This is a genomic window from Rhizobium atlanticum (assembly GCF_030182485.1).
In the GTDB taxonomy this organism is placed as follows: domain Bacteria; phylum Pseudomonadota; class Alphaproteobacteria; order Rhizobiales; family Rhizobiaceae; genus Rhizobium.
Genome location: NZ_JAQJCJ010000014.1, coordinates 45229 through 68896 on the forward strand (window position 1 = coordinate 45229; position 23668 = coordinate 68896).

Here is a 23668-nt window from a genome sequence, read left to right on the forward strand (position 1 = left end):
CCACCGCATGGCGCTTTCTTCTTGCACAGCCGCGCCCATGGACGGCATGGAGAACTGAAGACAAATATATCGCCCTCGCAAAGGATCGGCGACCGATGGATACATTGCCCGTCAACATACCCGGTTTCGTCTGGGCCTATCGTTTCTCGCCGGATGAAAAGACGGCGGTGCGGCTGACCAACACCGCGACGGTGGCGGATCTGATCGCCGAGAACTGTTTCTACTGGCTGCATCTCAACCTCGTCGACGCCCGTGTGCCGGCCCTGCTCGAGACGCTCGACGGACTGACGGAGGAGGCGAGATCGGCCTTGACGACGCATGACACGCATGCGGCGCTGACCGTTGACGAGCAGATGCTCTATGGCACGCTCGTCGATTGCCAGCGCGATTTCGACCAGGACACCAACAATCTCGGCTGGCTGCATTTCGCCATGTCGGATCGCTTCATCATCACCACAAGGCTGCAGCCGCTGCGCAGCGTCGAGCGCGCGCGCACGTTGATCGAGAAGAATCCAGGCAAATTCTCGCGACCGGTCGATCTCTTCGAACTGCTGGTGATCGAATTCCAGCGCACGCTGATCGCGATCGTCATCGAACTCACCGAGGAACTCAACCAGATCGAGGATATCGTCTACGATAATGCGCCGCGCGACGAGCGCCGGCGGCTGGCGCCGGTCCGGCGAACCGTGGTGCGGCTGCACCGGCATCTGCGCACCGTGCTGGCGTTGATGCGCCGCGCCGGGGCAGCCGACGAGGACGAAATGCCCTTCGGCTTCGACGATGTGGCCCGGCGGCTGACGAGCCGGCTGGAAACCGTCGACCACGATGTCTATGCCCTGCAGGACCGGGCCCGCCTGCTGCATGAAGAAATCGATTCGAAACAATCCTCAGAGACCAACCGCCACCTCTATCTTCTGTCGATCATGACCGCCTTCCTGCTGCCGCCGACGCTGGTGACGGGTTTCTTCGGCATGAACACCGCCAACCTGCCCTTCGCCGTCGGCGATTACGGCACGGAATACGCCGTCATCCTGATCATCGCCTCGATCGTCTTCGCCTGGTGGCTGCTGCGGCGGGTGGATATTCTTTGAGGGTGAAAGGTTCGGCGTGACTCTCGGAGTGCGAGCTCGCTCCTATTCCGTCAAACGTCGCGGTACTTGCCACAGAGCTCGCACAACGCTCCGGCATCCCAGGGCTTGACCTGGCTTGACTCGAGGATCCACGTAGGCCTCCTCCACCAGCACCGGGCATGGATCCTCGGCTCAAGGCGGCTCAAGGCCGAGGATGACGGAGGGTGGGTTAACGTTCTTGCCAATTCGCCGCCGACGCAGCGGATGGCGCGGCGTTGCAGCTATCGCATCATGCGGGACGCGGCCGCTCTCAGCATTGCGACGCTTCGTCCATCTGATTATGACCACGGCGATGGCGGGCAATCCCGGAGATCGGTGCCCGCGTGATCAGCTGCTTCATGCCACCACCTCGCGCGGAACGGTTCTTGCACGGTTACTAATATGTTCACCGTGGGGAGGTCTAATGTCATGAAGTGGCACACACCTGGAGAATTCAGCCCGCTGATGCTCGTTGTGAACGGGCCGGAAAAATACAAGCTTGTCGCGAGCCTTTGGGAGGCGGCCCAGATGCTGACGGCTTGCTGGCCGTTCGACGACGGGGAAGAATATCTTACAGCAGTGAAGGCTTGCCGGGATGCGATCCACGGGGACCTTCCTGCTGAGGACGCACGGTACGCGCTTATCCGTGCCGCCAAGGAAGCAGGCATTCCGGTGATCACCGTCGTTCACTGAGTTGTTGCGCCGTTGCTTCGTGCCACGGCCCTCCGCTTCGCTCCACATGTTTGGCCCTTCCCCTCTTCCGTTTGCGGGAAAGGGGAAGGGTGACGGGCAGCCATTCGGGACCTATCAATAAGGCGAATAGCACTGCTGACGCGGCCCGTTATAAGGCTGGAAGGTGTTGTCGTAGGCGCGGTAGGACCGGTAGCGGTTCGCGCACCAGGCGACATGAGCCGAACCCATGCGCGGCGCGGGCGCGGCGTAGCGCGGAGCAGCAATGACCGCGCCGGCGCCGAAGGCGGCGAGCGGATACCAGTAGCCGTTATAGCGGCGATAGCCGGGGCGGTAGTAGGAATAGCCGCGATAGCCGCCATACCAGCCGGGGCGGTAGTAGGCGCCGGGGCGATAGCCGGGCCGGTAGTAGTCGCGGCGGTAAGGCCGATAATAATCGCGGTAGTATTGGACGTTCTCGACAGCCGAGTTTTTTTCAACCTGCGGCGCGGCCGGCATCTGTATTGCTTGCGACGGCACGAAGCCCGTCAGCACGACGGCGGCGGCCAATACCGCGGTCGCAATTTTGTTTCTCAGGCCGATCATTTCTTTCTCTCCATTCAGCAGCGATAACCGCTTGGTCTTGCAACGCTTTCGGGAGAAAATGGTTCCAGAAGCGGCCGGAACGGGCCGCTTTTGGATAAGCGGGGTCAACCGGCGCGCTCAGGCGACGGCGGAGATTTTCGCCGTTTCACCCTGCAGGCGGTTCACCATGAAGTTCGAATACCATTCGAGGAACTGCATGACGCCGCCCTCGTGCACGGCCGAATAGGGGCCGGGCTCATAGGCGGGCGAGTGGATGCCGAAGGCATTCTCTTCGACGATCCGGCGGTCCTGGTCGTTGGTCTCGGTCCAGACGTGCGTCAGTTCCTCGAGATTATAATCGACGCCTTCCACGGCGTCCTTGTGGACGAGCCACTTGGTCGTCACCGCCGTCTCGTTGGCGCTGAGCGGCAGCACTCGGAAGGAGATAGCGTGGTCGCCGAGCAGATGGTTCCACGTCGTCGGATAGTGGAAGAGCAGCATCGTGCCGATACGATTGATCGAGATGTCGTCGGAGATCCGGCGCTGCACGGCCGGCTTGCCCGACATGGTGTAGCTTTCGGCATCCTCGATCAGCGGCATGCGGGCGGTGCGGAACTGACCATCCGGCGAGATCTGGAACTTGCTCGGCAGGCCGGCGGCCTCGCAGCGCGCCCAATGGCCTGCAATCTCCGGATCGTCGGCGCCGCCGTCTGTGCCGGTGACGCTCGGGGCTTCCGGATAGGTGCGGCAGAGTTCCGGGTGATTGGCGGCGCAGTGGTAGCACTCGCGGTTGTTTTCCCAGACGAGCTTCCAGTTGCCCTTCTCGATGATCGTGCTCTGGAAAGCAACCTTGGTCTCGCCGATCCGGTGCGGCGCCATATAGGGCTCGATCGTGTCGCGCACCGGCTTGAAATCCGGGGCGACGTCGGCAAGGCAGATGAAAATATAGCCTGCGACGCTCTCGCAGTGGACGGGCTTCAGGTTGAAGCCGGTTTTGTCGAAATCGTCGCCCATGTGACGGGCAAAGGCAAGTTTGCCGTCGAGATCGTAAGTCCACTGATGATAGGGGCAGACGAGACGCACGGAAGAGCCGTGCTCCTTGGTGCAGACGCGCGAGCCGCGATGACGACAGCTGTTGTGGAAGGCGCGGATGACATTGTCACGGCCGCGGACTATGACGACCGGATAGGTGCCGATCTGGACGGTGAAATAGGCGCCCGGCTTCGGCAACTCGCAATCATGGCCCATGAACAGCCAGTCGCGATAGTAGATCATCTCCATGTCGAGTTTGAAATAATCCTCGTCGGTGTAGAACGGCTGTTCGAGGCTGAAGCCCTCGCGGCGGTTCTTGAGCTGACGTAAAACGTTGCTGCGAATATCCATCTTCATGTCCTCGTGCACCGGCTGCCGCCTTCAGCGGAAGGCTATGGAAGCGCGCCTGCTAACCTTCTCCTGCGGGAGAATTGTTCATGGCGCCATTTAATCACCTGGCATTCCCGCCGCTTGGTTGTAATGCGACATCGGCTTCGAAATTGACGACAGCAAGCGCGGAGGCTTCAAAACAGCCCCTCCCGGTCGACCCGATGTCCGACTCTGCAGGCAATTATCGTCAATTGCGACATTGCGTAAAGACCGGATCGGCAAAGAAGGCGGCTCTCCGGTATCGGCGATTGTCGTATTTACGACATTGCCGGCTTCCGGCCGATGCGACGGCCGCATCTTAATGCTGCGTTAAGCATACGCTCTTATCCTGCTTTCGACCTCAGACCGACAAAGCATGTAGACCATGGCCAGACTCCGCTATTTCGACGCGAAAGAAGTAATCCGGCCGCAGGAGCGGCCACTGGTCGCCGCCCATTCCGAATTCCTGCGCACCGGCCGCATCCCCCGCGACCGGCGCCACTGGCTGGCCGAAGAAAGGCGCTACCTCACCCATGACGAGGTCGCCGCAAAGACCGGCCGCAAGCTGCAGGCGGCCGGCGAGAAGACGCATCAGCACATCAACGGCTTCCATCACTCGATCCAGTTTCCGAAGATTATCTTCCACCGGACGCTGGAGGACAGCCCGCATCTCGGCTATTGCCACGTCACCGCAGCGCGCACCAAATTCGCCCGCTACGAGGAGGTGAGCTGGGCTTTCTACATCGCCAATTTCTATTCCGAAATCGGCGACAACGACAACTTTTTCGAACGAATCGACGTCGGCTATTCGCGGATGTATTTTGCCGTCGCGATCAAGCCGGGCGAGGAATCGTCGGAAAAGATGACGATCGACCGCTCTGTGCGCGGCAACGGACTGCTCTTTCGCACCCACGATCCGCAGGCAGCGATCCGCAACATCCTGCTACTCGGCGCCCGCAACGAACAGCTGCGCGAAATCATCCGGCAAATGTGAGCGAACAAGACGATTGATCGCCGGCGACGGAAAGCCTAATGACTGCCGGAGACGGACACGGGCAGCATATGGCACGCATCATCGACATCATGGCAGACAGGCAGGCGGCGCTCGAAGCGGCCTGTGCCGCTCTTTCCGACGGCTTTGCCATCGCCATGCCGACGGAGACCGTCTACGGCCTTGCGGCCGACGCCACCAATCCGGCAGCCATCACCCGCATCTACGAGAGCAAGGGACGGCCGCGCTTCAACCCGCTGATCTGCCATATGGCCGATCTCGATATGGCCGAACAACATGCCGAGTTCGACCCCGTGTCGCGGGCGCTCGCCGAAGCCTTCTGGCCCGGCCCGCTGACGCTCGTGCTGCCGCTGAGGCCCGCAAGCCCGATCCATGCGCTGGCGACCGCCGGTCTCGACAGCGTCGGCGTGCGCGTGCCCAAGGGCTTCGCCAGCGCCCTGATCGGCGCCTTCGGACGGCCGCTGGCAGCGCCGAGCGCCAATACGTCAGGCGCGATCAGCGCGACCAGTGCGGCCCATGTCGAAGCCGATCTCGGGGCGAGAATCCCATTGATCCTCGATGCGGGCCCAAGCGCCGTCGGCGTCGAATCGACCATCGTCAAGGCGGAGGGCGGCCGGCTGCGGCTGCTTCGGCCCGGCGGGCTGGCGGCGCGCGAGATCGAGCGCGTATCGGGCCAGCCGCTGCTGCGGGCGAAAAAGGCGTCGGCGGCAATCGAGGCGCCGGGCATGCTCGCCTCGCATTATGCGCCGGGCGCCAGCGTCCGCCTCAATGCGACCAAGGTGGAACCCGGCGAAGCGCTGATCGCCTTCGGCGGTGCCGCGGTCGAAGGCGCGCGCGCGGCACGCATCGTCCTCGATCTCAGCCCGCGCGGCGACCTGGCGGAAGCGGCGGCCAATCTTTTCGACTATATGAAGCGGGCCGATGCCAGCGGCGTGTCGAGCATCGCCTTCTCGCCCATTCCGGACGACGGGCTCGGCGAAGCCATCAACGACCGCCTGCAAAGGGCCGCCGCGCCCCGCGCGACTGATTGACCTGATAGAAGCGACAGAGGATCGACCTAATGAGCAGCCCCGGCATTTCCACCGATCTTCTCGACCGCTTCGCCGCGATCGTCGGCGAGAAATACGCCCTTCGCGGCGAGGCCGATCTGGCGCCGCATCTGATAGAAAACCGCGGGCTCTATCATGGCTCCTCCCCTCTCCTGCTGAAGCCCGGTTCAGTCGAGGAAGTCTCCGACATCATGAAGCTCGCGACCGAGACCAAAACGGCCATCGTGCCGCAGACCGGCAATACCGGCCTCGTCGGCGGCCAGACGCCACGTACGGGCGGGGCCGACATCATCCTGTCGCTCGAACGCATGACGAGGATCCGCGACGTCGATCCGGTGGCGAATGTGCTGGTCGCCGATGGCGGCGCGATCCTTGCCGATGTGCAGAAAGCGGCCGAGGCGCACGGGCGGCTCTTTCCGCTGTCGCTCGGCTCGGAAGGCTCCTGCCGCATCGGCGGCAATCTCTCCACCAATGCCGGCGGCACGGCCGTGCTTGCCTACGGCAACATGCGCCAGCTCTGCCTCGGCCTCGAAGTGGTGCTGCCGACCGGCGAGATCTGGGATGGTTTGCGCCGCCTGAAGAAGGACAATACCGGTTACGATCTGCGCGATCTCTTCATCGGCTCCGAAGGAACGCTCGGCATCATCACCGGCGCGGTGCTGAAGCTCTTTCCTCAGCCGCTCGGCCATCAGGTGGCGTTTGCCGGCCTCAATTCTATCGAGGATGCACTTGCCCTCTTCAACCTTGCGGCCAGCCTCTGCGGCACCTCGCTCACCGGTTTCGAACTGATGCCGCGGTTCGGCGTCGAGATCACCACGCGCCATATCGACGGCGTGCGCGACCCGCTGGAAGCAGCTTACCCCTGGTACGTGCTGATTGACATCTCGACCTCGGACTCGGCCGAGACGGCGGAGCGGATGATGAATGGCGTGCTGGAGCAGGGCTTCGAGGCCGGGCTGGTGCAGGATGCCGCTATCGCTGCATCCGTCGCCCAGCAGAAGGCGATCTGGCACATGCGCGAGAGCATGTCGGATGCGCAGAAGCCGGAAGGCGGCTCGATCAAGCACGACGTGTCCGTGCCGGTGTCGAAGATCCCGCATTTCATGGCCGAAGCGGAGAACGCCGTCATGGCGGCCATGCCAGGCGCCCGCATCTGCGCCTTCGGCCACATGGGCGACGGCAATATCCATTACAATATTTCCCAGCCGCTCGGGGCCGACAAAGCGGCCTTCATTGCCCGCTGGCGCGAAATGAACCATATCGTCCATGGGCTGGTGCTCGCCCATGGCGGCTCGATCTCGGCCGAACACGGCATCGGTCAGCTGAAGCGCGACGAACTGGCGGCGATCCGCCCGGCGATCGAAATCGAGCTGATGCGCCGCATCAAACGGGCTTTCGATCCGGCCAATATTATGAACCCCGGGAAGGTCGTCAGTCTCGAGCTATGAGGTTTGCCCCCCCTCATCCGCCTGCCGGCATGTCCTCCCCGCACGCGGGGCGAAGGGGATATGCCGCGGCCTCTCCGTCTCCCGCCAACCTCATCGCAGGGCACGTCCTCTCGCCCCGTTTACGGGGAGAGGGTTAGGGTGAGGGGCAGCCGTCCACACGAATGGCCGGTCTTGGCCTGAGCCTGCTGATCGTGGGAAACTCGGAGCAATTTCCCGTTGCTCGAACCACCTTACGCCTGCTGCGTGCCGCCGCCGGTCAGGATCTGCAGGGCCGGCGACTGCTGGGTGCTGTTCTGGACGTCGTACATCGCGGTGAAGCGCCGCAGCAGCTTGTCGACCTTCTTCGGATCCTGAAGATCCTCGAGCTTGACGAAACGCTTGATGAGATCGGCCTGTTTGGCGACGTCCATGCCCGATATCTGTGACGGCAGGCTGTAAGCCGTGGTGATGACCTGATAAAGCGCCTTGTCGCCAAGGAGCGAATAGATTGAGGTGATGCTGGAGGCTTTGCGGCTGAAATAGAGCGCCAGGCGGACGCCGTCGTTGGTTTCGCCTTGCTGGGTTTCCAGCGTCTGCTGCAGGTAGAGCTCCTGGGTATTGTCCTCGGCCGCCTTGTTCTGAATGGCGCCGATCTTGGCACGGGTCAGATTGCCGGCCTTGTCGAAGTTGAAGGCAGCGACGATATCCTTGAAGCGCGCATCGGCCTTGGTGTTGAGGTAGCTCTTCTTGTCGTCGGGATCGGAAGTGAAGATCTTCTTCAGCGTCGCCTTGTCGTAATCCTTCGGGTCGAGGTTGTTCGCCTTCAACACCAGATCGGTCAGGCGGCTGTCAGCGAGGAAATCGTCGAGCGACTGCACTTTCGCCATACCCTTGGCGAAATAATCCACCTCGGCGGTTGCGTCCTTCGATGCCTTGTCCTTTACCGGCCCGGCCTTCAGCAGCATGGTCACATGCGCCTTGTAGTCGGTGGCGTATTTGGCCATGGTCGCGTCGGGCAGCGCCTGGAGGGGTGCGGCCGCCTTGCCGTCGGGCCCGAAATTGAAGGCGCGGGCGAGATTGGTAATTCGCTCGTCCTTGAGCGAGGCGATATAGCCGTCCGGATCGTAGGCATCGCTCGTCAGGATCTTGCGCATCATCGAGCGCGGCACGTCCTGATCGGTCAAGCCGAAGGCCTGCAGCGCGACATGATAGAGATCCGGCAGGTTGTCGTTGCTCCTGGTGAAATCGGCCGTTCGATTGGTGCGCAGGAAATCATTGACGGTCTTGACGTCGGAAAAGTTCAAGAGGCTGCTGCTGTCTGCCATCATGCTCTTGTAATTGTCGGCAACTTCTTCGATCGCCTCGTCGCGCTCGTCGTCATAGCGCGCCATGTAGTTGTCGTTGGTGGTCTGCGCCTGATCTGCGGTCTGGATCGAGCTGACGACGGGAAGCGATCCGTCGGCGGCAAAATTGAAATCGGCATTGAGGTCGGAATAGCCGGCCGCGGCGGCGGCGGTCGCATCAGTCAGGATGCTCCTGAGATCGGCGTCCGTGATATCGAACGGCAGATTGTAGGTGCTCTTCAGGAAGTTGGTGATTGCAGGATCGGCGATGAGATCATCGACATTGGAGATCGTCGCCATCCGGGCGGAATAGTCGTCCGTGCGCGCCGTGGCGGCAATTTTCGTGTTGGTGATCTGGGCGGACGTCTGTGCCGCCATGCCGTCTTCGAGCGAACCGTCCGCCTTGAAGTTGAAGGCGGCAGCGACGTCGGCATAGGTGCCGGTGCCGCTCTGATCGGTCAGGATAGCGCGCAGATCGACATCGCTGACGGTCGAGGGGATGCCGTAAGCGTTGCGGATGAAATTATTCAGCCGCCGGTCGGCCAGCAGCTGGTCGACATTCGAGATGCCGGCGATGGTTGCCTGGTAATAGACGGCGGCATCGTCGGCCTTGCTTGCCGTGCTGGCGCTTTGCGCCGCGCTCTGGGTGGCATAGAGGGTCGCAACCGAGCCGTCCGTTTTGAAATTGAACAGATCGTGGACGTCGCTGTAGCCCTGGGCGCTGGCCGCCGAGGGATCGACGAGGAAGCTCCTCAGCGTTGCGTCGGAGACGCTGTCGGCGATCTGCATGCTGGTTCTGAGATAGCTGACGGCGACGGGATCGGACATGATGTCGTCGACATTGGTGACATTGCCGATCATGCTGTTGAAGTGCGTTGCGTTCGCCGCCGATTTGTCGGTGGTCGACTTGCGCTGCGCGTCGGTCTGAATCACCGACCCGTTGATCGAGCCGTCAGCCTGGAAGTTGAAGTCGGCATTGAGATCGGCATGCCCCTGGGCGGCGGCATAGGTCGAGTCCGTCAGAATGCTCTTCAGCTCGGCATTGCTGAAACTGCTGCCGAGGCCGTAAGCATCCTTGATGTAGCGTGCCAGAACGCTGTCGGCGAGCAGGTCGTCGACATTGGTGATGCTGCTCGACCGCGAGGTCACGCTATAATAATTGGCGGTGCTTGCCGCCGCGTCCTTCAGCTTGTTCGACTGGGCGATCGTCTGTGCACGCGCCGTTGTCGATGTCGTGCCGTCGGCCTTGAAATTGAAGGCGCTATAGACATTGGTGAAGCCCATCAGCTGGGCGTAGCCGGGGTCGGTCAACACCATGCGCAGCGCCGGCGCGGTGAAATCGGCGCCCATGCTGTAGGCGGTCTTGATATAGGACGTCAGACGACTGTCGGCGACGAGATCGTCGACATTGGTGATCGTGCCGATCTTGGCAGTGTAATAGGCCTGGTTGTATTCGGCCGCCGTCTTGCTGACATAGACGACATCGGAACCGACGGAATTGTCGATGATGACGGACTGGTTATTCAGCGTATAGGTCTCGATGATCGACGCCTTCTGCGTCGCGGTCTGGGCGCTGCCGTTGACCGTACCGTCGGCATTGAAGCTGAATTGGGCGGCAAGCGCCTTGTACTTGTCGCCGCCCTGCGCGTTCACGACGCTTGTCGGGTCGCTGAGATCGCTCGTCAGCACCTGCCGCAGGAAATCCTTCGAGGCATAGGTGGGATCGATCTTGAAGGCCTTCAGCACATAGGTGCGCAGCCGGGTGTTGTTGACCAGGTCGTCGACGGTCTGCACGCTGTCGATATTGTTGCTGTAATAGGTGCTCTCTGTGGCCGCCGCCTTGTCGGCATCGACGAAGGACTGCTTGTAGAGGCCGATGAGCTCGTCTTCCTGCGCGTCGGTCTGAACGTCCTTCTCGGGCGCATTGAAGTTGAAGGCGGCCGCGAACTCGCGGTAGCGCGTATCGGAGAGCTTGTTGGCGTAGCTGTTCGGGTCCGTGAGATCGCTTTCGAGCACCTTCTTCATGAAGGCCTTGGCATAGGTCATGTCCTCGAGACCATAGGCCTTCATGGCGTAGCTGTAGAGCTTGTAATCGCCGAGAAAGTCGTCGACGTCTTTGACCTTGTTGATATTGTCCGCGTAATACTGGGCATCCTTCTTGACCGTCGCCTGCGAGGCGACCTTGTTCAAGCTCGACGTCATGTCCTTCGACAGGATCGTGTAAGCGAGGGAGGCCGTGATCATGAAAAGCGCCCTTTTCGGCAAAATCTCTAAAAGAACGACGAACTGCTGGTGCGTCCATTTTGCCACGCAAAGCTTACCCGAGACTTACCTTTCGACTGCGCCATTTCAGGTCAGCACACCGTTCACCTTCCGGAAACCCTGCCGGATTCGGTTTTGATAACCATCAGGGGAGGCAAAGTTTTCTTAACCGCAATTTTTAAGCAGTACGGAAGGGCGCCCGCCTATTGTCGGACATAGAGGACGAAAAGTCCCGAGGAGAAGACCGCAAACCGGCTCTCAGGTAAGACAAGGGTAGAATGAAATGAACAATCCCGTTTTGAAGCCCGCTTGGGCTGGCACGACGCTGCGTCTCGATCCGTCCCGCTTCCCGCAGCAAATCAGCTACGCCATCCATGATTGTTCGGATGATGTCAGCATCACGATAGACGAACGCGGCGCAGTGCTGCGGAAAGTCCTTCCCTCCAGCGGTCTGCCGCTCTCGATTGCCCTGCCGAGGCGCGTCTTCAAGGGTGTCGCCGCCCGCGCCATCGACCATGGCGACGGCGAGGTAACCGTCACGCTCGAACTTCACCACGCCGACCCCGAGCTCTGCATTCCGCTGCTCGTTGCCCATGATCTCAGCGACATCGCCGCCGACTGGCGCAGCTGGTCGGAGGCCTTCCGCATTCCGATGCTGATGGTCGAGGCAGATGGCGTCGCCCGGCCGCTCGAAGACCATATCGGGGCGCTGCGCACCAGTGACCTCAAGCCGCGTCGCCGTCATTCCTACTTCGCCAATCGCCGTCCGCGCTTCCTCGTGCGTCGCACCACCGGGCAGCTGGGCGTCGCCATGAAGATCGAAGGCAAGGAAATCATCGCCCGCAACTGACCGAAATCGCGACTGTGCCATCTCGGCAGGAAGATCTGGAAGAAGCGAAACCCGGCCCTCGCGCCGGGTTTATCGTTTCACGAACCATTCCATTCAGGGAATGGCAAAGAGAAGCGAAAAGAACAGCCCGGCGAAGATGGTCAGGCCGACGCGGTTGTTCGACTTGAAGAGCGCCAGGCATTGGGCGGGATCGTTGATATCAAGGCGGATGATCTGCCAGGCGAACATGGCGGCCGCGCCGAACAAGGCCAGAAAGGCGATGAGATTGGCGCCGGCGAGCGCGAAGGCCGCAAACATCAGCACCAGCGTCAGCCCATAAAGGCCGATCAGCCATTGCCTCGTCTTATCGCCGAAGAGGCGCGCGGTGGAGCGGACACCGATCAGTTCGTCATCCTCCTTGTCCTGATGTGCATAGATGGTGTCGTAACCGATCGTCCAGGCGACGGAGGCGGCATAAAGCAGGATGGCGGCAAAGGAGAGGCCGCCCAGAATGCCGGCCCAGCCCATCAGCGCGCCCCAGGAAAAGGCAAGGCCGAGATAAAATTGCGGCCAGTCGGTGAAGCGCTTGGCATAGGGATAAAGTGCCACGATGCCGAGCGAAAGCAGGCCGAGAAAGACGGTGAACCAGTTGAACTGCAAGAGCACGAAGAGGCCGACCAGCGCCTGAATGCCGATGAAGATCTTCGCGCGGCCGCGGGTGACGCGGCCGGAGGGCAGCGGACGCGAACGGGTGCGCGCCACTTCCATGTCGATCTCGTGATCGACGAGATCGTTATAGGTGCAGCCGGCGCCGCGCATGGCGACGGCACCGATAAAATAGAGGAAAAGGTGGGACACCAGCAGGCTGCCGGAATAGAGCCCTTGGCCGATCGCCGCGTTGGAGGCGAGCGTGGCCGACCAGAAGCACGGCCACATCAAGAGCTCCCAGCCGATCGGGCGATCCCAGCGTGCAAGCTGCGCATAAGGCCAGAGCCATGGCGGCAGGGTCCGGTAAACCCAGTTATCGGAAGGTGCGTCGGAGACACGATCGTTGAACTCGCCGGTATCTTGCATGCCATCCATCTAGCGGCGGGCTGGCGATCCGGTCAAGAAGCGATCGCGACGGCGCCAGAAGCGTGTCGCATCAAATCTGATTCCTGTGATGCGCTTTGGCTCTTTGTGATGCATGACGCCCGGAACCGCGGCACACTTCCGGGCGACATGATTTGATCACTGCAGAGAGAAATTGAACCTGTAGGTCGCCGAGACACCGATGAGCACCTGGTTCTTCGAGCCGCGCTGCCGCACGAGACTGCTGTCGGCCGCCGGACCCGCCAGTCGTTTGTATTCGAGGAAAGAACTGGCCGACAGGTTTTCCGTCGCCTTCCATGTCAGAGCCGCACCGGCGCCATAGGACTGGATGCCCGACGACGGCTTGTATTGATCAAGCCCGCTCGCCGCCGCCTGTTTGGCGTTGACGCCGTAATAGGCATCATAATAGCCGCTGGTGGCGAATGTCGCGCGCGGACCGCCTGACAGTTGCAGGTTGGGGGCGATATCGGTGAAGGCATCAACGGCGAGATCGGCAACGACGCCGTCATGCGAGCGGATGCCCTGGCGAACTTCGGCGCGGGCGCGCAGGAAATCGGTCGGATAAACTTCGACGAAGCCACCGGCTTCCGCTCCCCATTTGACCTTCTTCATGCCCTTCAGCTCGTGACCGTCGCCCTCATCGCGCGAAGGCACGAATTTGCCGACGATGCCGGCTCGGAAGGTGCCATTATCCATGAGGGCCAAGGACGGATTGTCGTTGCGCGAGGAAAAGCGTGGAGCCGAGCCCTGCCGGCCGGCCGAAATCAGCGGGCTGAACCGGAATTCATAACGCCGTGAACCCTCGAATTTCGGCGCTGAAAAGCCGGCGACACCAACGCTCAGATACCAGTCTCCGGACCAGAAATGCTGGCCGCTTTCCTGCGCGGTGGCCGAACCAACGGATGAAAAAGCAATAAGAAAAGAAATCGATACGACTGATCGATGAGACACGTCTGCACTCCAGGAAACGCAAAAACAAAGCCGCGGAGAGCGGCGGCCGCTAGACTTATCCTGATGTCGTTACCCCAATGTTAACCACAGTGAAACTCATGAAACTCATGCCGTGCGGCCCCCTCATCCGCCCTACGGGCACCTTCTTCCGCTTGGGAGAAGAGGGGATTGAGATCTCGCGAGACGTCCCCTTCTCCCCAGCGCGGAGAAGGTGGACCGAAGGGTCGGATGAAGGGGCCGCACGGGCCGACGCCAGCTATGGAATTTGCCCTATCTCTGGTTCCAGCGGCGGATGACCGGCTCGGTCAGGTCGTGCTCATAGCCGAGCACGCTGATGCTGGCGGTATCGAGCACGAAATGCGCGCCACCTTGCGGTGGCAGGCCGAGCCAGCGGGCGGCCAGCACGCGCAGGAAATGCGAGCTGGAGAAGATCAGGATGGGCGCTGCCGCTTGGCGAAGCGCATGGATGACGGCATCGGCGCGGGCACCGACATCGGCAGCCGTTTCGCCGTTCGGGCAGCCGTCGCGAAAGAGCTGCCAGCCGGGACGTTCCGCCAGGATCGCCTTTGTCGTGACGCCTTCATAGGCGCCATAATCCCATTCGGCGAGATCGTCGCGGATCAGAGCGCCCGCTCCGAAGCCGGCGAGAGCGCAGGTGTTGCGGGCTCGCGCCGACGGGCTCGACCAGACGGCGGAAAAGGAAAGGCCGGCCAGCCGCTCGGCAAGTTTTCGAGCGGCGGCTTCACCATTCGCCGTCAAGGGAATATCGCTGCGCCCGGTATGGCGCCCGGACAGGCTCCATTCGGTTTCACCGTGTCGAACCAGATATATTTCGGGAAACGCACTGCTCATCCGCATTCCCTTTCATTCCAAACGCCGCGGCGGTTCAGAACGTCACCTTTTCCAGCGGCGCCCGCCGCGCCTCGAATTCCTTCAGCTTGGCTTCATTCTCCGCGATGTAGTTGCGGTTGTCGGGAACGGCGAACTGGTTCTTGGCGATCTGGATCTGCAGGATGAACAGCTCATCCCAGCGGAAGCCCATTTCCGAGCCGGCGAGATAGAATTCCCACATCCGGAAGAACTGTTCGTCGTAAAGGGCCACCGCCTCGGCCTTGCGCGCCACGAAACGCTCGCGCCAGTGGCGTAGCGTATAGGCGTAATGCATCGGCAGGATTTCGACATCCTTGACCAGCAGCCCGGCCTTTTCAAGCGGCGGCAAAACCTCGCCGACGGAAGGGATGTAGCCGCCAGGAAAAATATATTTCTCGATGAAGGCATTGGTGCCGAAACTCGGCTTCGGACGGCCGATCGAATGCAGCACCATGACGCCGTTGTGGTCGAGCAGGTCCGAGACCTTGCGGAAGAAATTGCCGTAGTTGCCGATCCCGACATGCTCGAACATGCCGACCGAGACGATGCGGTCGAACTTCCTGCCCGTCATGGTGCGGTAATCCTGCAGCTCGAAACGTACCCGCTCGGAAAGACCGCGTTTCTCGGCGCGTGAGCGGGAGACCTTGAGCTGTTCTTCACTGAGCGTAATGCCGGTAAACTCGGCGCCTTCAGTCGCTTCCGTCAGGTACATGCCCATGCCGCCCCAGCCGGAGCCGATCTCCAGGATGCGCTGGTTGGGGGCAAGCAGGAGCTTGGCGGCGATATGGCGTTTCTTGGCGAGCTGGGCCTCATCCAGACCGATGCCAGGCGGGTTGAAATAGGCACAGGAATATTGCCAGTCCTCATCCAGAAATAGATCGAAGAGCTTGGCCGAGAGATCGTAATGGTGGGCGACGTTGCGTTTGTTGCGATTGACCGGCACGCGGCTCTTCAATTGCTGCCAGGCAATGCGGCCGACGAGCAGTGCAGCCATCTTGAAATCGAAGATCTCATTGGTGGTGTTCTGCTTCACCAGCGACAGGAAATCATAGATGTTGCCCTGTTCGAGTATGAACCGGCCCTGCATGTACATCTCGCCGAGCTTCATCGTCGGATCGCGGCGGATGGCGTCCTCGGCCTCCTGATCGGCAAGCCGGGCGACCACCATGTCGCCGGTGCCGTCGCCGATCACGTGGGTCTCGCCGTTGGCAAGGGTAAGCTTCAACGAACCCTTGCGGATGATTTGCTGGACGATCGATAAGAAAGCCGACGCCATGGACGCCTCGCAAATGTGACAGGATGGTCACATCAACTTAATAGCTCTCACTCGCCTTACAAGCGCCGGATTTAGCAGTCAGCGCAGAACGCTGCCAAACTGTGGCATTTTTGCCAGAATCCTGGCTAAATCCTTATTTTCGCTTCATGGCTTCCGCGAGTGCAGCGCCGAAAGCACCCTGGCTCTCGGCTTTCTGAGCTGCAGGCCGGCGCTCGTTCTGCGGCCGGGCGCCCTGACTTGTGCGGGAATCACCCCGCGGCTGAGACGCAGAAGAACCATCGTCGCGGCGCATCGAAAGGCCGATGCGCTTGCGCTTGGCATCGACTTCCACCACCCGCACCTTCACGACATCGCCCGCCTTGACCACCTCATGCGGGTCCTTGACGAAGCGATCGGCGAGCTGCGACACGTGCACCAGGCCATCCTGGTGCACGCCGATATCGACGAAGGCGCCGAACGCCGCGACATTGGTGACCGTGCCTTCGAGCACCATGCCGGGCGTCAGGTCGGAAATCTCGTGGACGCCCTCTGCAAAGGTCGCGGTCTTGAAGCTGGGACGCGGGTCGCGACCGGGCTTTTCCAGCTCGGCGATAATATCTTTCACCGTCGGCAGGCCGAATTTCTCGTCGATGAACTGACGCGGATCGATCGATTTCAAGACGGCGCTGTCGCCCATCAGCGTCCGCAGGTCGCGGCCGCAGGCGGCGACGATCTTCTTGGCGACGCCGTAGGCCTCGGGATGCACCGAGGAGGCGTCGAGCGGCTCCTTGCCGTTCGGGATACGCAGGAAGCCGGCGCATTGTTCGAAGGTGCGGCCGCCGAGGCGTGCGACCTTCAGCAGATCGCGCCGCGTCTCGAAGCGGCCCTCGCTGTCGCGGTGGCGGACAATGGCCTCGGCGATCGACGGGCCGAGGCCGGAGACACGGGCAAGCAATGGCGCCGAGGCGGTGTTCAGATCGACGCCGACGGCGTTCACCGCGTCTTCGACCACGGCATCGAGCGAACGCGACAGCTTCTGCTGATCGACATCGTGCTGATACTGACCGACGCCGATCGATTTCGGCTCGATCTTTACGAGCTCGGCGAGCGGATCCTGCAGGCGGCGGGCGATGGAGACGGCGCCGCGCAGCGATACGTCGAGATCGGGAAACTCCGCCGCGCCGGTCGCTGAGGCGGAATAGACCGAGGCGCCGGCTTCCGAGACGATGACCTTGGTCGGCTTCGGGGCCGGCAGATCGGCCAGCATGTCGGCCACCAGCTTTTCCGTTTCGCGGCTGCCGGTGCCGTTGCCGATCGAGATCAGCTCGACATTGTGCTTGCGGATCAGCGAGGCGAGTTCGATATGGGCGCCGCGCACGTCGTTGCGCGGCTGGAAGGGATAGACGGTCGAGGTCGCCACCACCTTGCCGGTGCCGTCGACGACGGCGACCTTGACGCCGGTGCGGATGCCGGGATCCAGGCCCATCGTCGCGCGCGAGCCGGCGGGTGCGGCCAGGAGCAGGTCCTTGAGATTGCGGGCGAAGACGTGAATCGCTTCCTCTTCGGCCCTTTCGCGCAGCTCGCGCATCAGGTCGAGCGACAGCGACATGGAAAGCTTCACCCGCCAGGTCCAGCTGGCGACCTCCATCAGCCAGCGGTCGCCGGGGCGACTCGTGCCGATCTCGTAGGCAGCGGCGATCATCCGTTCGACCGGCTTATTCGGCGAGGCGGTCTCGGCATCGGCCTCGATGGTCAGCGTCAGCACCTCCTCGTTCCACCCGCGCAGCATGGCAAGCGCCCGGTGGCCGGGCGCGGTCGCCCAGCGTTCCGAGTGATCGAAATAGTCGGAAAACTTCTCGCCCGCCGCCTGCTTGCCGTCGACGACCTTGGCTTTCAGCAGCGAAGCCTGGCGCATATGGGCGCGCAACTTGCCGAGCAGGTCGGCATTTTCGGCAATGGCTTCGGCAATGATGTCGCGAGCGCCTTCGAGCGCCGTCTTGACGTCGGGCACATCAGCCGTGACGAAGCCTTCAGCGAGCACCGCTGGCTCCCGCCCGCGATCGGCAAGGATCGCCTCGGCAAGCGGGCCGAGGCCGCGTTCCCGGGCGATTTCGGCGCGGGTACGCCGCTTCGGCTTATAGGGCAGATAGAGATCCTCGAGCTCCGCCTTGGTTGCGGCACCCGCGACCTTGGCCATCAGCTCCTCAGTCATCTTGCCCTGGCCGGTGATCGATTCGACGATCGTGTCGCGCCGGGCCTCGAGCTCGCGCAGGTACACCAGCCGCTCGGCGAGATCGCGCAGCTGCGTGTCATCGAGCCCGCCCGTCACTTCTTTGCGGTAGCGGGCGATAAAGGGCACGGTGGCCCCCTCGTCGAGCAGCTCGATGGCGGCCTTGGCCTGGTCGGGCCGGGCATTGATTTCGGAGGAGATGCGGGCTGCGAGAAAACGGAGGTCTGCGGCCATGGGATTCCCTATGTCGACGAAAGTTGCGGGACCATAGCGGCGAAAAGCGGCAAGGCAATGCCCGACTGGGGTTTCCACAGCGGAAGTTGACGGGTTGGGGCTACACGGCACAACGCCAACCGTTGCCCACTACCCCATTGCTCTCTTCCGTTTTTGCGGTTGTGCAGATGCGGCATTCTTTGATAGCAGAAGCAACGTTTTTGGATCGCCCTGCCCGCGGGCGCAAGGAAAAGAGTGACATGCCAAACCTTCTTCTCGAACTTCGCTCCGAAGAGATTCCGGCCCGCATGCAGCGCAAGGCTGCCGGCGACCTGAAGAAGCTCGTCACCGATGCGCTCGTCGAAGCCGGCCTGTCCTATGAAGGCGCGCGCGAATACTGGACGCCACGACGGCTGGCGCTCGACATTCACGGCCTGACGGCGCGCTCGGCCGATGTGCGCGAGGAGCGCAAGGGGCCGCGGACCGACGCCAACGAGAAGGCGATCGAGGGCTTTCTTCGCGGCGCCGGCCTTTCGTCCGTCTCCGAGGCCCAGGTGGTGAGCGACCCGAAGAAGGGCGATTTCTACGTCGCGGTGATTTCCAAACCCGGCCGCGCGACGGAAGAGATCGTTGCCGAAGTGATGCCCGGCATCATCCGCAATTTCCCCTGGCCGAAATCCATGCGCTGGGGCAAGGCTTCCTCCAAGCCCGGCGCAATGCGCTGGGTGCGGCCGCTGCAGTCGATCGTCTGCACCTTTGGCCCGGAGCATGAAGAAACCGTCGTCATCCCCTTCGAGATCGACGGCATTACCGCCTCCAACATCACCTACGGCCATCGCTTCCACGCGCCCGAGGGAATCACCGTCCGGCGTTTCGACGATTACGTGGCGAGCCTGGAAAAGGCGAAAGTCATCCTCGACGCCGAGCGGCGCAAGGACATCATCCTGCATGACGCGCGCGACATCGCTTTTGCCAACGGGCTCGAACTGGTGGAAGACGAAGGCCTGCTGGAGGAAGTTTCCGGCCTCGTCGAATGGCCGCAGGTGCTGATGGGTTCCTTCGAGGAGGATTATCTCTCCATTCCCTCGGAGATCATCCGCCTGACGATCAAGACCAACCAGAAGTGTTTCGTAACCCGCAGGCAGGGTGAAGAGACGCTGTCGAACAGGTTCGTTCTCGTCTCCAACATCCAGGCGAGCGACGGCGGCAAGGAAATCGTTCACGGCAACGGCAAGGTCGTGCGCGCCCGGCTTTCGGATGCCCTGCATTTCTGGAAGCGCGACCAAGGCGATATGCCCGATCTCGAAACGCTGAAAGCATCTGCGGCAAAGTTCGGTCTCGACCTGAGCAAGCCGCTCGACCAGCGCATGGCCAAGCTCGACGCGCTCGACGTGACCTTTCATGCGAAGCTCGGCACGCAGGGCGCCCGCGTCGCCCGCATCCGGGCGCTGGCAAGGGAACTGGCGGCGATCACCGGCGCCGACCAGACCCTCGTCGATCGTGCCGCCGTGCTCGCCAAGGCGGATCTGCGCACCGAAGCCGTCGGCGAGTTTCCGGAACTGCAGGGCTTGATGGGCCGCAAATATGCGGTGCTGCAGGGCGAGAACGCCTCCGTCGCCGCGGCGATCGAGGACCATTACAAGCCGCAAGGCCCCTCGGACCGCGTGCCGGAGGACAAGGTGGCGGTTACGCTGGCGCTTGCCGACAAACTCGACACGCTGACCGGCTTCTGGGCGATCGACGAGAAGCCGACGGGCTCGAAGGATCCCTTCGCCCTGCGGCGAGCAGCCCTCGGCGTCGTCCGCATTCTGCTCGAGCGACGGATCCGCCTGCCGCTGTTGGCGACGACCAAGGATGGTGATCTGCTCTCCTTCTTTCATGATCGTCTCAAAGTCTATCTGCGCGATCAGGGCGCCCGGCACGATCTGATCGATGCCGTGCTGACGCCTGAAGCCGACGACCTGTTGATGGTGGCGCGCCGCGTCGAAGCGCTGACAGCTTTCATCACCTCGGAGGACGGCGAGAACCTGCTTGCCGGCACCAAGCGCGCCACGCAGCTGCTCGCCGCCGAGGAGAAGAAGGGCACCGTCATCGCCGACGGCGTTTCGCCGGCGCTCTTCAGGCTCGATGCCGAAAAGGAGCTGTTCGCCGCCATAACGAGTGCCTCGAAGGATGCGGCGAACGCCGTTGCCGCGGAGGATTTCCGCTCGGCGATGGAGGCGCTTTCCAAGCTGCGCGGCCCGGTCGACCGCTTCTTCGAAGATGTGCTCGTCAACGACGAGGACGCCGCGATCCGCGCCAACCGTCTTGCCCTGCTGCGGTTGATCCGCGAGACGACGGGAACGGTGGCGGATTTCTCGAAGATTTCGGGGTGAGCGGATTTTGAGCTGGGTGCTCTCGCCAGTGCTAACGCGAACGCTGTGCTTGCCGCATGGATCCTCGGGTCAAGCCCGAGGATGACGGAGTGGGGAGTGAGCACTGCGCCAAATGCGGCGCCGCAGACGCAATACGATCAGCGACTTCGAATTCAGTTTCCTAGAGCGCAGCCAGCTTTTCATGGGAAAGATGCAGACGTCCTTTCTTGCCAACAGTGCCGCCCATCTCTCCGTCATGCTCGGCCTTGACCTGCCTTGACCCGAGCATCCATGCCAAGCACTCTGCTTGTGCGGTTTGTTTTGGTCGGTCACCATACATCGATGATCCAACCCTAGCATCACCGCCCCAATGCGGTTACTCAAGCAGCCATGCAAAACAAGATTCTCGTCAGCGCCTGCCTCGTGGGGCACGCCGTCCGTTATGACGGGCGGGCGAAGCCGTTGCTTCACCCGGCGATCGAGAGATGGCGGGCCGAAGGGCGGCTGGTGACGATCTGTCCGGAGATGTCGGCGGGCATGCCGGTGCCGCGGCCGCCGGCGGAGATCGCGGATGGAGCGACCGGCGAAGAGGTTCTGGCCGGCACGGCTCGGGTTATAGAGCTGACGGGCGGCGATGTGACGGAAGAGTTCCAGAAGGCGGCCGGAAATGCCGTGGCGCTCGCACGCCAGACCGGTTGCCGCTTTGCGCTGCTCATCGACGGCAGCCCATCCTGCGGGTCTGGGTTCATCTATGACGGCACATTTTCCGGGCGCCGGCAGGCTGGCAATGGCGTGACGGCGGCGGCTCTGAAAGCGGCCGGTGTCGACGTGTTCTCCGATCGGGAAATCGAGCAATTGGTCGATCGTCTGGCACAATAAGCCCCAAACGGCACGGCCGCCGGAAAACCGACGGCCGCTAAGAATTTGGTGCTGAAAATCCTGTTTGTCGCCGCGCCACTTATGTTTTTACGCAATCCTGACGGAAAACCGCTTCACGCTTTTCCTGGAATTGCGTTAGGCCGCGCGGCGACCCTGATGTGCAACGGGAGCAGCGCCGGCATTGCCGACCCGGAAGCCGCGGATGAGATCGATCAATTCGTCGGTGTCGCTGGCGAGCGTCTCGGCCGATGCAGTGGTCTCTTCGGCCATGGCGGCGTTCTGCTGGGTGGCGGCGTCGAGCTGGTTCACCGACGAGGAGATCGAGCGCAGCGTCGTGTCCTGCTCGGAGGCGCTGTGGGCGATCTTGGCGACGATCTCGTTGGCAGCCTTGATCTGGTCGGAGATGCGCTTCAGCGCCTCGCCTGCCTCGCCGACCAGACGGACGCCGTGTTCGACCTGGCTGGAGGAGCGGGCGATCTGGTCCTTGATCTCCTTTGCCGCGGCGGCGGAGCGCTGGGCAAGTTCGCGCACTTCCTGGGCGACGACGGCAAAACCCTTGCCGGATTCGCCGGCCCGGGCAGCCTCGACGCCGGCATTCAAAGCCAGGAGGTTGGTCTGGAAGGCGATCTCGTCGATGACGCCAATGATCTTTGATATCTCCGAAGACGATTTCTCGATGCCGCTCATCGCCTCGATCGCCTGGCTGACGATCGCATCGCTGTGGGTGGTCTCGGCACTGACGGCATGCACGCGCTTGCTCGCCTCATGGGCGCCATCGGCCGTCTGGCGGACGGCGACGGTGAGTTCATCGAGGGCGGCGGATGTTTCCTCCAGGCTTGCGGCCTGGCGTTCGGTGCGCTGCGACAACTCGTTGGAGGCGCGGCGGATCTCTTCCTTGCTGGTGCCGATATCACTGCCCTTGGCGCTGACCTTGGCCATGGCGGCCTCGAGATGCGACAGTGCATCATTGAAGTTGTCGCGAAGGGCGGCGTATTTCTGGCCAAGATCGGCGCAGCGGACCGTAAGGTCGCCGCGAGCTATCAGCTCCAGCGCCTGGCCGATCGTCGTCACCACGCGGGCCTGGAGTGCCGCCTCGTCCTGCTGCTGGCGCAGGTTGTTTTCGCGCTCGCTTTCCAGCGCCAGCTGCTGGGCCGCCTCGCGATCGGACATCTGATGGCGTTCGCGGATCTTTTCCTGCAGCGACAGCGTCGCCTTCGCCATCATGCCGACCTCATTGTTCATGCCGGTATGCGGGATGGCGATGGAAACGTCCTCTTCGGAGACCGCCTTCAGGGCGGCATGGACATTGTTGAGAGGGCCAGAAATGCCGCGAATGACGACGTAGGCAGCCGCCATGGCAAGGACGAAGAGGACGATGCTGCCGGAGAGCGCGGTCAGGATCGTGCTGTTAATCTGGGCATCGAGATCATCCATATAGACGCCGGTGACAACGACGACCTTCCAGGGGGCGAAGGCCTGGCCATAGGCCGTCTTGCGATAATCGCCGGCCGGCTGGCCCGGCTTGCTGGTGGAATAAAATTCAACGAGACCGCCACCCTGCTGACCGAGCTTGACCAGCTCCTCACGATAGAGCTTGCCCTTGCTGTCCGGCTGCCCCTTCAGGTTCTGTCCGACTTTCGAGGCATCGTAGTGAAACATCATCTGAACATCGTAGCTATAGCCGAAGAAATAGCCGTCAGGATCGTATTTCATGCCGTTGACGGTGGCGTAAGCCTGCTTCTGGGCATCCTCCAGCGTCATTTCGCCTGCGGTGACCTTGGCCTGGTAAAGCTTGAGAACCGAGATCGCCGACTGAACCTCGGCACGGAGCATGTCGTAACGCTCCTTGTAAATCGCATCGACCGAGGAGCGGATCTGCAGGGACGTGGCAATCGCAAAGGCCGCCATCAAGCCGACGATCAGCAATATGAGCTGCTTCGATATTTTTAGATTTTTCATGATTCCTCGCAAAGGGAATGAGCGAATACATTCCGGTGCGGTCTTCTACCGCCTGTGCGAGCGCATCTGAGAAGGACGCGTCTACCGCTGCTAAACAACATGCTGCGACCGGCGGATAAGAATTGAAGGTGACTCAATAAGAAAGCTTTAATTTTATTCGAACTGACGCGAATTTCCCT

18 protein-coding genes are annotated in these 23668 nt (G+C 61.9%); 9 read left to right on the forward strand and 9 right to left on the reverse strand.

Features of this window, described 5'->3' with window-relative positions:
• Positions 1–95 precede the first annotated feature (95 nt).
• Positions 96–1091, forward strand: coding sequence for a transporter (locus PH551_RS20580; protein WP_221139129.1), 996 nt, complete (start codon positions 96–98; stop codon positions 1089–1091).
• Between the two features lie 447 nt (positions 1092–1538).
• On the forward strand, positions 1539–1802 hold the full coding sequence (locus PH551_RS20585) for a DUF982 domain-containing protein (RefSeq protein WP_285194702.1): 264 nt from the start codon (positions 1539–1541) through the stop codon (positions 1800–1802).
• 114 nt (positions 1803–1916) lie between these two features.
• Here the strand turns inward: PH551_RS20585 and PH551_RS20590 are convergent, their stop codons facing one another.
• The gene (locus tag PH551_RS20590; protein ID WP_285194704.1) at positions 1917–2384 is read right to left on the reverse strand and encodes a BA14K family protein; all 468 of its coding nucleotides are present in this window, start codon (positions 2382–2384) and stop codon (positions 1917–1919) included.
• A gap of 117 nt (positions 2385–2501) precedes the next feature.
• Entirely contained in the window at positions 2502–3746 is a 1245-nt protein-coding gene (locus PH551_RS20595; RefSeq protein WP_085779976.1) for an aromatic ring-hydroxylating oxygenase subunit alpha, read from the reverse strand.
• A 403-nt stretch (positions 3747–4149) separates the two neighbouring features.
• Between PH551_RS20595 and PH551_RS20600 the strand changes: the two genes are divergently transcribed.
• From PH551_RS20600 to PH551_RS20610, 3 genes are all read left to right on the forward strand, one after another.
• Positions 4150–4758, forward strand: a complete 609-nt coding sequence (locus PH551_RS20600) for a DUF6656 family protein (protein WP_285194705.1) — start codon at positions 4150–4152, stop codon at positions 4756–4758.
• Positions 4759–4826: 68 nt separating this feature from the next.
• Positions 4827–5807 carry an L-threonylcarbamoyladenylate synthase gene (locus tag PH551_RS20605; protein ID WP_285194845.1) on the forward strand — a complete coding sequence of 327 codons (981 nt, stop codon included), beginning with the start codon at positions 4827–4829 and terminating at the stop codon, positions 5805–5807.
• A 29-nt stretch (positions 5808–5836) separates the two neighbouring features.
• A complete protein-coding gene (locus PH551_RS20610) occupies positions 5837–7273 on the forward strand; it encodes an FAD-binding oxidoreductase (RefSeq protein WP_285194707.1) in 1437 nt (478 codons plus the stop codon).
• A gap of 230 nt (positions 7274–7503) precedes the next feature.
• Here the strand turns inward: PH551_RS20610 and PH551_RS20615 are convergent, their stop codons facing one another.
• Entirely contained in the window at positions 7504–10839 is a 3336-nt protein-coding gene (locus PH551_RS20615; RefSeq protein ID WP_285194708.1) for a DUF1217 domain-containing protein, read from the reverse strand.
• Positions 10840–11140: 301 nt separating this feature from the next.
• Between PH551_RS20615 and PH551_RS20620 the strand changes: the two genes are divergently transcribed.
• A complete protein-coding gene (locus PH551_RS20620) occupies positions 11141–11707 on the forward strand; it encodes a DUF6101 family protein (protein ID WP_285194709.1) in 567 nt (188 codons plus the stop codon).
• Positions 11708–11800: 93 nt separating this feature from the next.
• Here PH551_RS20620 and ubiA read toward each other — a convergent pair whose 3' ends face one another.
• The 5 genes from ubiA to PH551_RS20645 all read right to left on the reverse strand — a co-directional run bounded on the left by ubiA (position 11801) and on the right by PH551_RS20645 (position 18318).
• Positions 11801–12760 carry a 4-hydroxybenzoate octaprenyltransferase gene (gene ubiA, locus PH551_RS20625; RefSeq protein WP_285194710.1) on the reverse strand — a complete coding sequence of 320 codons (960 nt, stop codon included), beginning with the start codon at positions 12758–12760 and terminating at the stop codon, positions 11801–11803.
• A gap of 156 nt (positions 12761–12916) precedes the next feature.
• Positions 12917–13729, reverse strand: coding sequence for a MipA/OmpV family protein (locus tag PH551_RS20630; RefSeq protein ID WP_097597746.1), 813 nt, complete (start codon positions 13727–13729; stop codon positions 12917–12919).
• Between the two features lie 270 nt (positions 13730–13999).
• The gene (locus tag PH551_RS20635) at positions 14000–14581 is read right to left on the reverse strand and encodes a histidine phosphatase family protein (RefSeq protein ID WP_285194712.1); all 582 of its coding nucleotides are present in this window, start codon (positions 14579–14581) and stop codon (positions 14000–14002) included.
• A 34-nt stretch (positions 14582–14615) separates the two neighbouring features.
• The gene (locus PH551_RS20640) at positions 14616–15875 is read right to left on the reverse strand and encodes a cyclopropane fatty acid synthase (protein ID WP_285194713.1); all 1260 of its coding nucleotides are present in this window, start codon (positions 15873–15875) and stop codon (positions 14616–14618) included.
• Between the two features lie 133 nt (positions 15876–16008).
• Positions 16009–18318 (reverse strand): Tex family protein, encoded by a 2310-nt coding sequence (locus tag PH551_RS20645; RefSeq protein WP_285194714.1) that lies wholly within the window; start codon positions 18316–18318, stop codon positions 16009–16011.
• A 239-nt stretch (positions 18319–18557) separates the two neighbouring features.
• Here PH551_RS20645 and glyS point away from each other — a divergent pair, with 239 nt between their 5' ends.
• The 3 genes from glyS to PH551_RS20660 all read left to right on the forward strand — a co-directional run bounded on the left by glyS (position 18558) and on the right by PH551_RS20660 (position 21530).
• The gene (glyS, locus tag PH551_RS20650; protein WP_285194715.1) at positions 18558–20672 is read left to right on the forward strand and encodes a glycine--tRNA ligase subunit beta; all 2115 of its coding nucleotides are present in this window, start codon (positions 18558–18560) and stop codon (positions 20670–20672) included.
• Positions 20673–20784: 112 nt separating this feature from the next.
• Positions 20785–20931 (forward strand): hypothetical protein, encoded by a 147-nt coding sequence (locus tag PH551_RS20655; protein ID WP_183703058.1) that lies wholly within the window; start codon positions 20785–20787, stop codon positions 20929–20931.
• Between the two features lie 110 nt (positions 20932–21041).
• A complete protein-coding gene (locus PH551_RS20660; RefSeq protein WP_285194717.1) occupies positions 21042–21530 on the forward strand; it encodes a 2-thiouracil desulfurase family protein in 489 nt (162 codons plus the stop codon).
• A 135-nt stretch (positions 21531–21665) separates the two neighbouring features.
• Here the strand turns inward: PH551_RS20660 and PH551_RS20665 are convergent, their stop codons facing one another.
• Positions 21666–23489 carry a methyl-accepting chemotaxis protein gene (locus tag PH551_RS20665; RefSeq protein ID WP_285194718.1) on the reverse strand — a complete coding sequence of 608 codons (1824 nt, stop codon included), beginning with the start codon at positions 23487–23489 and terminating at the stop codon, positions 21666–21668.
• Positions 23490–23668 lie beyond the last annotated feature (179 nt).

What these genes read in the sequence shown, in the direction of transcription:
- PH551_RS20640 (WP_285194713.1), bottom strand. Translation starts at nt 15,875, where the DNA reads ATGGCGTCGGCTTTCTTATCGATCGTCCAGCAAATCATCCGCAAGGGT.
- PH551_RS20620 (WP_285194709.1), top strand. Translation starts at nt 11,141, where the DNA reads ATGAACAATCCCGTTTTGAAGCCCGCTTGGGCTGGCACGACGCTGCGT.
- glyS (WP_285194715.1), top strand. Translation starts at nt 18,558, where the DNA reads ATGCCAAACCTTCTTCTCGAACTTCGCTCCGAAGAGATTCCGGCCCGC.
- PH551_RS20660 (WP_285194717.1), top strand. Translation starts at nt 21,042, where the DNA reads ATGCAAAACAAGATTCTCGTCAGCGCCTGCCTCGTGGGGCACGCCGTC.
- PH551_RS20610 (WP_285194707.1), top strand. Translation starts at nt 5,837, where the DNA reads ATGAGCAGCCCCGGCATTTCCACCGATCTTCTCGACCGCTTCGCCGCG.
- PH551_RS20645 (WP_285194714.1), bottom strand. Translation starts at nt 18,318, where the DNA reads ATGGCCGCAGACCTCCGTTTTCTCGCAGCCCGCATCTCCTCCGAAATC.
- PH551_RS20585 (WP_285194702.1), top strand. Translation starts at nt 1,539, where the DNA reads ATGAAGTGGCACACACCTGGAGAATTCAGCCCGCTGATGCTCGTTGTG.
- PH551_RS20665 (WP_285194718.1), bottom strand. Translation starts at nt 23,489, where the DNA reads ATGAAAAATCTAAAAATATCGAAGCAGCTCATATTGCTGATCGTCGGC.
- PH551_RS20595 (WP_085779976.1), bottom strand. Translation starts at nt 3,746, where the DNA reads ATGGATATTCGCAGCAACGTTTTACGTCAGCTCAAGAACCGCCGCGAG.
- PH551_RS20580 (WP_221139129.1), top strand. Translation starts at nt 96, where the DNA reads ATGGATACATTGCCCGTCAACATACCCGGTTTCGTCTGGGCCTATCGT.
- PH551_RS20615 (WP_285194708.1), bottom strand. Translation starts at nt 10,839, where the DNA reads ATGATCACGGCCTCCCTCGCTTACACGATCCTGTCGAAGGACATGACG.
- PH551_RS20600 (WP_285194705.1), top strand. Translation starts at nt 4,150, where the DNA reads ATGGCCAGACTCCGCTATTTCGACGCGAAAGAAGTAATCCGGCCGCAG.
- ubiA (WP_285194710.1), bottom strand. Translation starts at nt 12,760, where the DNA reads ATGCAAGATACCGGCGAGTTCAACGATCGTGTCTCCGACGCACCTTCC.
- PH551_RS20655 (WP_183703058.1), top strand. Translation starts at nt 20,785, where the DNA reads ATGCGGCGCCGCAGACGCAATACGATCAGCGACTTCGAATTCAGTTTC.
- PH551_RS20635 (WP_285194712.1), bottom strand. Translation starts at nt 14,581, where the DNA reads ATGAGCAGTGCGTTTCCCGAAATATATCTGGTTCGACACGGTGAAACC.
- PH551_RS20590 (WP_285194704.1), bottom strand. Translation starts at nt 2,384, where the DNA reads ATGATCGGCCTGAGAAACAAAATTGCGACCGCGGTATTGGCCGCCGCC.
- PH551_RS20605 (WP_285194845.1), top strand. Translation starts at nt 4,827, where the DNA reads ATGGCACGCATCATCGACATCATGGCAGACAGGCAGGCGGCGCTCGAA.